General features: G+C 71.5%; 5 protein-coding genes. 3 read left to right on the top strand and 2 right to left on the bottom strand.

Going from position 1 to position 7,025, the window contains the following annotated elements; translation table 11 throughout:
• The first annotated feature begins 305 nt into the window (after positions 1 to 305).
• Genes AB0K02_RS28125 through AB0K02_RS28115 form a run of 3 tightly spaced genes read left to right on the top strand, consistent with a single transcriptional unit; the run spans position 306 to position 3,556 of the window.
• On the top strand, positions 306 to 1,538 hold the full coding sequence (locus tag AB0K02_RS28125; RefSeq protein ID WP_365995332.1) for a hypothetical protein: 1,233 nt from the start codon (positions 306 to 308) through the stop codon (positions 1,536 to 1,538).
• Between the two features lie 34 nt (positions 1,539 to 1,572).
• Positions 1,573 to 3,147: a bifunctional glycosyltransferase/class I SAM-dependent methyltransferase gene (locus tag AB0K02_RS28120; RefSeq protein WP_365995331.1), complete on the top strand. Its 1,575-nt coding sequence runs from the start codon at positions 1,573 to 1,575 to the stop codon at positions 3,145 to 3,147.
• A 34-nt stretch (positions 3,148 to 3,181) separates the two neighbouring features.
• Positions 3,182 to 3,556, top strand: coding sequence for a hypothetical protein (locus AB0K02_RS28115; protein ID WP_365995330.1), 375 nt, complete (start codon positions 3,182 to 3,184; stop codon positions 3,554 to 3,556).
• A gap of 36 nt (positions 3,557 to 3,592) precedes the next feature.
• Here the strand turns inward: AB0K02_RS28115 and AB0K02_RS28110 are convergent, their stop codons facing one another.
• Positions 3,593 to 5,839 carry a bifunctional glycosyltransferase family 2 protein/CDP-glycerol:glycerophosphate glycerophosphotransferase gene (locus AB0K02_RS28110; RefSeq protein ID WP_365995329.1) on the bottom strand — a complete coding sequence of 749 codons (2,247 nt, stop codon included), beginning with the start codon at positions 5,837 to 5,839 and terminating at the stop codon, positions 3,593 to 3,595.
• A gap of 252 nt (positions 5,840 to 6,091) precedes the next feature.
• On the bottom strand, positions 6,092 to 7,000 hold the full coding sequence (locus tag AB0K02_RS28105) for a carbohydrate ABC transporter permease (RefSeq protein ID WP_365995357.1): 909 nt from the start codon (positions 6,998 to 7,000) through the stop codon (positions 6,092 to 6,094).
• Positions 7,001 to 7,025: the final 25 nt, after the last annotated feature.

The raw sequence follows: 7,025 nt of genomic DNA, 5'->3' as shown, positions 1-7,025 counted from the left end.
CGACCCCGACGACGCGAACGCCGTCACCACGGTGACCCCGACGACGCGAACGCCGTCACCACGGTGACCCCGACGACGCGAACGCCGTCACCACGGTGACCCCGACGACGCGAACGCCGTCACCACGGTCGCGGACCGGATCCTGAAGGAGGCCGTGCCCTGAGGGAATGGACCTTCCGGGTGATTCGCGTGCCGGGACTTCGCCAAAGATCGCAGCGCAGTCAACTGTCCAGAATTTAGTGTGTTTATCAGGTGCCGGTCGTCGACGTTGACGATTGCTACGTTCGGCGGCCATGGACCTGCGAATGCGAACGAAAACGGGAACGCTCGACGTGCGCCGGGCGCGATCCGTTGTCCTCACGGTGTCGGCACTCGCCTTCGTCGCGAAAATGGTCCTCGCCGCTCAATCGCGCGGTCCCGCCGACGTCCGGATCTTCGACGCGTTCGCCCGGGCGATCGCCCAGGTCGGCCCTCTTCGCATCTACGAACACCCGATGCCGCGCCTGCCCGTCTACAACCATCCGCCGCTCGCGAGCTGGATGCTCCTCGGGCTGGACGGACTGGACCGGCTGGGAATTCCGTTCGGAATTCTGATCCGTACGCCCGCCTGCCTCGCCGATGTCGTCTCCGCCGTTCTCGTATTCGAGATCCTGCGCCGCCGGAGGTCCACCGGAACGGCCATGGCGTGCGCCCTCGGCTGCGCCCTGAGCCCCGTTCTCTTCGCCACGTCCGGATATCACGGCAACACCGATTCGGTCGCCGTCATGTTCGCCGTCCTCGCCGCCCATCTCCTCGCCGACCGCAGGGCACCGCTCGCCGCGGGGATCTCCCTCGCCGTCGCGGTGAGCGTCAAGCTCATTCCGGTCGTCGCGGTCCCCGCCCTGCTCGTGGCCGCCTTCCGTGCCGGGCGCCCGGTCCTCGTACGCTTCGGCGCCGGCTTCACCGCCGTCATGGCGCTGCTGTGGGGGCCGGTGCTCCTGACCGTGCCGGAGCCGCTGCGGCAGAAGGTCCTCGCATACGAGGGCGGGCGGGCCAGGCTGTGGGGCTTCGTACGGTTCGCCGACTGGGCGGGCGCCTCCGACGCGTTCGTCGTCGCCCTCCACAGCGACTTCCGCCTGCTGTTCGTGCTCGGGTGCATGGCGGCCGGAGCCTGGCTCGCCTGGGTGCGGCCCACCGCGCCCGCCTACGCGGTCGCCCTGTCGCTCACCCTGCTGCTTCTGCTCAGCACCGGCTCGGCCGTCCAGTACCTCGCCTGGCCGGTGGTCGGCCTGTGCCTGTTCGGCCTCTGGGAGGGCGCCGCGTTCGGCGTGGTCGTCGGAGTCGTCACGGTGTGCGTGTACTCGGGCGCCAGCGCCGTCCGCTGGAACGACTTGGCGCTGAACCTCGCCGCCCTCGGCTGGGTGCTGCTCGCCGCCGGGATCACGACCGGCCTGCGCCGCGTGCTCGCCGAGCCGCCCCCTGCGCCCTCCGACCGGACGCTGCCCGTGGTGGCGCCCCGGACGAAGAGCCCGTCCACCCCCGCATCCCCTGTCAACTGAAGCGAACCGACGAAAGAGTAGAGAAGCGCTGGTGATGGAGAGCACGCTGGAGAGCTCGCCGGCCGACCCCCACGGCGGCCGGCCGCCCGGCCCGGGGCCGCGGATCGGCATCCTCGTGGTGGCGTACAACGCCGAGGCCACGCTGGAGAAGACGCTCGACCGCATCCCGAAGGACTTCCGGTCCCGCATCGCCGAGATCCTCATCCTCGACGACGCGAGCAGCGACGAGACGTTCACGGCGGGCTGCCGCTGGTCGCAGCTGCAGGGCATGCCGCCGACCGTCGTCATGCGGCACACCAAGAACCTCGGCTACGGCGGCAACCAGAAGGCGGGCTACGCCCTGGCCGCCGACCGCGGGCTCGACATCGTCGTCCTGCTGCACGGCGACGGGCAGTACGCCCCCGAACTGCTGCCCGAGATGGTCGCCCCCATCGAACGAGGCGAGTGCGAGGCGGTGTTCGGCTCGCGGATGATGAACCCGGGCAGCGCGCTCAAGGGCGGGATGCCGTTTTACAAGTGGCTCGGCAACCGCGTCCTCACCCGCTTCGAGAACCAGCTGCTCGGTTCCCGGCTCAGCGAGTTCCACTCCGGGTACCGCGCCTACAGCGTCGCCGCCCTGCGCCGGCTGCCCATCGACCGCAACACCGACGCCTTCGACTTCGACACCCAGATCGTCGTCCAGCTGATCGACGCGGGGATGCGGATCCGGGAGATCCCCATCCCCACCTACTACGGCGACGAGATCTGCTACGTCAACGGCATGCGCTACGCCAAGGACGTCGTCAAGGACGTGCTCGAGTACCGGCTCGCGCTCAAGGGCTTCGGCACCTGCCCGTGGATCCCCAAGCCGGTCGAGTACGCCTTCAAGGAGGGCGACGGCTCCTCGCACTCGGCGATCCTGCGGCTCATGCGCACGATGCCGCCGGGCCGCGTCCTCGACGTCGGCTGCTCCGGCGGCCTGTTCGCCGAGCGCCTGGAGGCCCTCGGCCACACCGTCACGGGCCTGGACTTCGTCGAGGTGCCGGGCGTACGCGAGCGCTGCACCGACTTCGTCCTCGCCGACCTGGAGGAGGGCCTGCCGCCGGACATCGCCGCCGACTACGACTACGTGGTCGCCGCGGACGTCATCGAGCATCTCTCCCGGCCCGAACGCGTCCTGTCCGGCCTGCGGGACGTCCTGCGCCCCGGCGGCCGTCTCCTGCTGTCCGTACCGAACTTCAGCCACTGGTACGCACGGCTGCGCGTCGTCCTCGGGGTGTTCGGATACGACCGGCGCGGCATCCTCGACGAGACGCATCTGCGCTTCTTCACCCGCGCCAGCCTGCGCCGCACCGTGCGGGCGGCCGGTTACGACGAACTGCGGCTCGCCGCCACCGGGGCGCCGTTCTGGTCCGTGCTCGGCGGCGGACCCGTGGCGAAGGTCCTGGGCGGGGCGTCCCGGCTGCTGACCCGTGTGCGGCCGACACTCTTCGGCTACCAGTACGTCGCAGTGCTCACCCCGCATGCGGCACAGACGATCATCGCCGGGGAGCACGTCGATGTCCAAGACATTCTCAACCGCCAGTACGTCCCGGCCGAGCGTGCCGACCGCGTGGGTGCCACGCTCTGAGCCGGATCCCCGGCCCCCGCGCAGGAGGAAGACCTTGACGCTGTCCAGCCTGTTGCTGCTGCTCTTCGCGGTGTTCTCGTCGGCGGGCGGCCAGATCATGCTCAAGCACGGTATGCGGTCCGCCGCCGCGGCCGCCGAGCACGGCGGCGGCTCGCTGGTGGTGCGGGCCGCCACGACGCCGTGGGTCGTCGTCGGACTGGTCGTCTTCGCCGTCTCGGCGGTGGCGTGGATGTCGACGCTGGCCCGCGTGCCGCTGAACATCGCGTACCCCTTCAACGCCCTGGGGTACCTGCTGATCGTCGTCGCGAGCTCCACCGTGCTGCAGGAGCGCACATCGCTGTGGACCTGGGGCGGCTCGCTGATGGTGGTGGCGGGGCTGGTCACGGTGATGGCCGGCCGGCAGAGCTGACGGGCGGCTCGGGCGAGGGCCGAGCCGCCCGCGGGATCAGACCGCCGTCCCGGCCGGTGCCGCGCTCTGCTCGGCCGCAGCCTGCCGAGGCAGCGCCACCGCGGCCCGCTCCTCGGGTGGCGTCACCGGAAGCAGCTCGCGTTCCCCGAGCAGCACGTGGCGCACCACGCGCTCGGCCGCCCGGCCGTCGTCGAACGGGCAGAAGCGGGCCCGGAAGGCGGCGCGCAGCCCGGCGTTCGCCGCGCTGTTCCAGGTGCCGTCTGTGAAGACGCGGATCAGCTCCTCGGTGCTGCGGGTCACCGCGCCGGGGGTGTCACCCGGCGCCCCCGACAGCAGGTCGAAGCAGGCGCCCCGCACCGCGCGGTAGATCTCCCAGTCGGGGGCGTGCACCACGATGGGCCGGTCCAGGTTGGCGTAGTCGAACATCACGGAGGAGTAGTCCGTGACCAGCGCGTCCGCCGCCAGGCACAGCTCCTCGGTGCTCGGATGGCCGGAGACGTCCACGACGCCCGGGTGCGCGCCGAGTCCGCTGCCGTCGTGGAAGCGGTGGGCACGGACCATGAACACCGTGTCCTCGCCCAGCTCCCGTGCGATCCGGGCGAGGTCGAGCCGGCAGGTGTAACCGCGCTCGTGGTCGCGGAACGTCGGGGCGTACAGGACGGCGCGCTGTTCGGGGCGGATGCCCAGCGAGGCGCGTACGGCGGCGATCTGCTCGGGCGTGGCGTTCACGAGGACGTCGTTGCGGGGGTAGCCGGTCTCCAGGTGGCGCACGGCGCTCGGGTAGGCGCTCGTCCACGCCTCGGTGGAGTGCGGGTTGGACGACAGGCTGACGTCCCAGCGGTCGACGCGGTGCAGCAGGTCAGGCAAGTCGAGGCCCTGCGCGGCCGCCGGGTACTGGTACCGGCCCACGCCCATGACCTTCAGCGGCGTGCCGTGATGGGTCATCACATGGATCTGTCCGCGGCGCTTCACCACATGGCTGGGGAAGTTGACGTTGCTGATGAAGTACGAGGCGCGGGCCATGACCTCCCAGTAGCGGCGCGAGCCCGGCACGACGTGGTCCACGCCGGGCGGGAGGGAGGCGGCCGCCTTCTCCGACACCACCCACACCCCGTGGACGTCGGGGGCCAGCTCGGCGGCCTTGTGGTAGATCGCCGCCGGGTTGCAGCTCATGCCGCGGTTCCCGTACGCGCTGTACACGGCGAGCCCGCGGTCCAGAGGACGCAGCCGGTGGAGCCGGTACAGCACGGGGGACACCCTGCGTGTCAGCCGGGACCGGGCCCCTGCCGCCGCGGCCCGCAGCCCGCGCCGCACGGCGAGCGCCGCGTCGAACCCGCGCAGCGCGGCCGTCCGGCCGCCCGCGAGGAGCCGCAGCCGCAGCGAGGGAAGGCCGCCGGGCGGCCGGTGCCCGCGGGGCCGGTACTCCCGGTGGAAGGCGGCCACGGCCCGCACGTACGCGCGCCGGCGGTGTGAGACCTCCTCGTACGTCTCCAGCAGGTGCTGCGAGGCCAGCTGGAACAGCGGGGCGTGCACCTCTGCGAAACGCGGTGTGCTCCGGAGGGCGTCGAACAGGTCGCAGAACTGCTCGGCCACGTCGTGCGGGGCGGACCTTTCCGCGGGGTGGTCGAGCCCGGGGACGTGCCGCCGCCGGCGGTGCTCGACGCAGGGGAGGGGCAGCGCGGCCACGGTCTGCGCCGTCGCGAGCGTGCTGAGCGCGTACATGATGTCCCCGTCCGGGCCGGGGGCGAAGGGCGCCTGGCCGCTCTCGTGGAAGTCGCGGCGGACCGCGCGGTTCCAGCAGACGGCCGCGACCCCCAGCAGTTCCGGGCGGTCGGCGAGCGTGCACAGGTCGCTGTCGCCCATCTCCGTCAGCAGGCGCAGCGAACGGCTCGGCAGCGGCAGCCCCTGGAACGGCCTGCGCACATGCCCGAACAGCAGCACGTCCGGGTCCTTCGCCGTCTCCAGCCGGTCCGCGATCCGTTGGAGCGCGTCGGGAAGCAGGACCTGGGAGCCCTCCAGGAAGAGCAGGTAGTCGCCCGTCGCGCGCTCGGCACCCGCCGTGCGGCGGCCGTCCGGGCCCGCCGCTTCCACGAGGTGCACGGCGCGCACGCGGGGGTCACGGGCGGCGATCTCGTCGAGCAACTGCCCCGAGCCGTCCGGTGATCCGTCGGCGACCCCGATGACCTCGACATCGGTGAACGACTGCGACAGCACCGATTCCAGACACTCGCGCAGGCTTCCGCGTACTCGACGGACAGGGACGACGATGCTCAGGCGGGGCATGAAGACTCTTCCTCGTACGGGCCACAGGAGGCGGACGGAAAGCGGGGCGCGCGCCGGTGGCGGGCCGGGGGAAGGGCAGGTGCGGCACGGTCCCGGGCGGCGGGACCGGGACCCGCTCGGCCGGCGGGCGCGGGCAGACGGCCCGAGAACGGCCAATGGGGTGACCTGGTTACGCCGCACGTGGCATACGGGGGACGAACGTGTGAAGGCGGCCCGGTTACGAGGAACCGGGCCGCCTCCTGTGCACGTGTGTCACTTGACGGCGCCCGCCATGACGCCCGAGACGAACTGCCGCTGGAAGGCGAAGAACACGATCAACGGGATGATCATCGACACGAAGGCGCCGGGCGCGAGCACGTCGATGTTGTTGCCGAACTGCCGTACCTGACGCTGGAGCGCGACCGTGATCGGCGCGGACTCGGAGTCCGCGAAGATCAGCGCGACCAGCATGTCGTTCCACACCCACAGGAACTGGAAGATGCCGAGCGAGGCGATCGCCGGTCCGCCCAGCGGCATCACGACCCGGGTGAACAGGCGGATCTCGCCCGCTCCGTCGAGCCGGGCCGCCTCCAGCAGCTCCCGGGGGATCTCCGCGAAGAAGTTGCGCAGCAGGAAGATCGCGAAGGGCAGGCCGAAGGCGACGTGGAAGAGGATCACGCCGATCGTCGTCTCGAAGATGCCGATGAGACCGAAGAGTTCGGACACCGGCACGAGCGCGACCTGCACGGGGACGACGAGCAGCCCGACGACGACCATGAACCACCAGTCGCGGCCCGGGAACTGCATCCACGCGAAGGCGTATCCGGCGAGCGCGCCGATCACGACGACGAGCACGGTGGCCGGGACGGTGATCAGGACGGTGGAGACGAGGGAGTCGGTGATCGCCTCGTTCTCCAGGAGGCGCGAGTAGTTCTCGGTGGTGAGCTGCGCGGGTGCCGTCAGGACCTCCCACCAGCCGCTCGCGGCGATGTCACCCGGGCTGCGCAGGGAGGAGAGCAGCAGGCCGACGGTCGGCATCAGCCAGAACAGGGCGGCGACGACGAGGAAGACGCGCATCACGCCGCCGCCGGTGCGGGCGGCGACGCGGGTGGCGAGGGACCGCTTCGCCTTGACGGGCGCAGCGCTCGTACCGGCCGTGCCGGTGCTGCTCGTGGCGCTCATCGCCCGGCCTCCTTCCGCGTCCGCC

It is taken from the genome of Streptomyces sp. NPDC049597 (assembly GCF_040675505.1).
GTDB lineage: Bacteria > Actinomycetota > Actinomycetes > Streptomycetales > Streptomycetaceae > Streptomyces.
This window is presented reverse-complemented; position numbering and strand designations above follow the sequence as displayed.

Excerpts from the sequence above, each read along its gene's own strand:
- AB0K02_RS28105 (WP_365995357.1), bottom strand. The coding sequence starts at position 7,000 with ATGAGCGCCACGAGCAGCACCGGCACGGCCGGTACGAGCGCTGCGCCC.
- AB0K02_RS28110 (WP_365995329.1), bottom strand. The coding sequence starts at position 5,839 with ATGCCCCGCCTGAGCATCGTCGTCCCTGTCCGTCGAGTACGCGGAAGC.
- AB0K02_RS28120 (WP_365995331.1), top strand. The coding sequence starts at position 1,573 with ATGGAGAGCACGCTGGAGAGCTCGCCGGCCGACCCCCACGGCGGCCGG.
- AB0K02_RS28125 (WP_365995332.1), top strand. The coding sequence starts at position 306 with ATGCGAACGAAAACGGGAACGCTCGACGTGCGCCGGGCGCGATCCGTT.